General features: G+C 71.5%; 1 protein-coding gene. It reads left to right on the top strand.

The window, feature by feature from the left end:
• Positions 1-14: 14 nt before the first annotated feature.
• A partial coding sequence (locus NLU14_RS22145) for a hypothetical protein (RefSeq protein ID WP_338040822.1) occupies positions 15-263 on the top strand: 249 nt, incomplete at its 3' end.

The following is a 263-nucleotide window of genomic DNA, read 5'->3' as shown; positions in this document are numbered from 1 at the left end:
CATCGGGAAGAAAAGTGGCTGACACGCGGGAGCCACGGCTAAGGCTGTTGCGCTCCGCCAATATCGGCCCCGTCACCTATGCCCAGTTGATCGCCCGCTTCGGGACCGCCGAGGCAGCGCTCGACGCACTGCCGATGCTGGCCGCGCGTGGCGGCGGGCGGGCGCCGGTGATCGCGGATCCGGGCGCGGTGCGGCGCGAGATCGCGGCCGTCGAGCGGCTGGGCGCGCGCTACCTGTTCCTGGAGGATGCGGACTATCCTCCG

Source organism: Marinobacter iranensis, assembly GCF_029207565.1.
Taxonomy (GTDB): Bacteria; Pseudomonadota; Gammaproteobacteria; order Pseudomonadales; family Oleiphilaceae; genus Marinobacter; species Marinobacter iranensis.
This window is presented reverse-complemented; position numbering and strand designations above follow the sequence as displayed.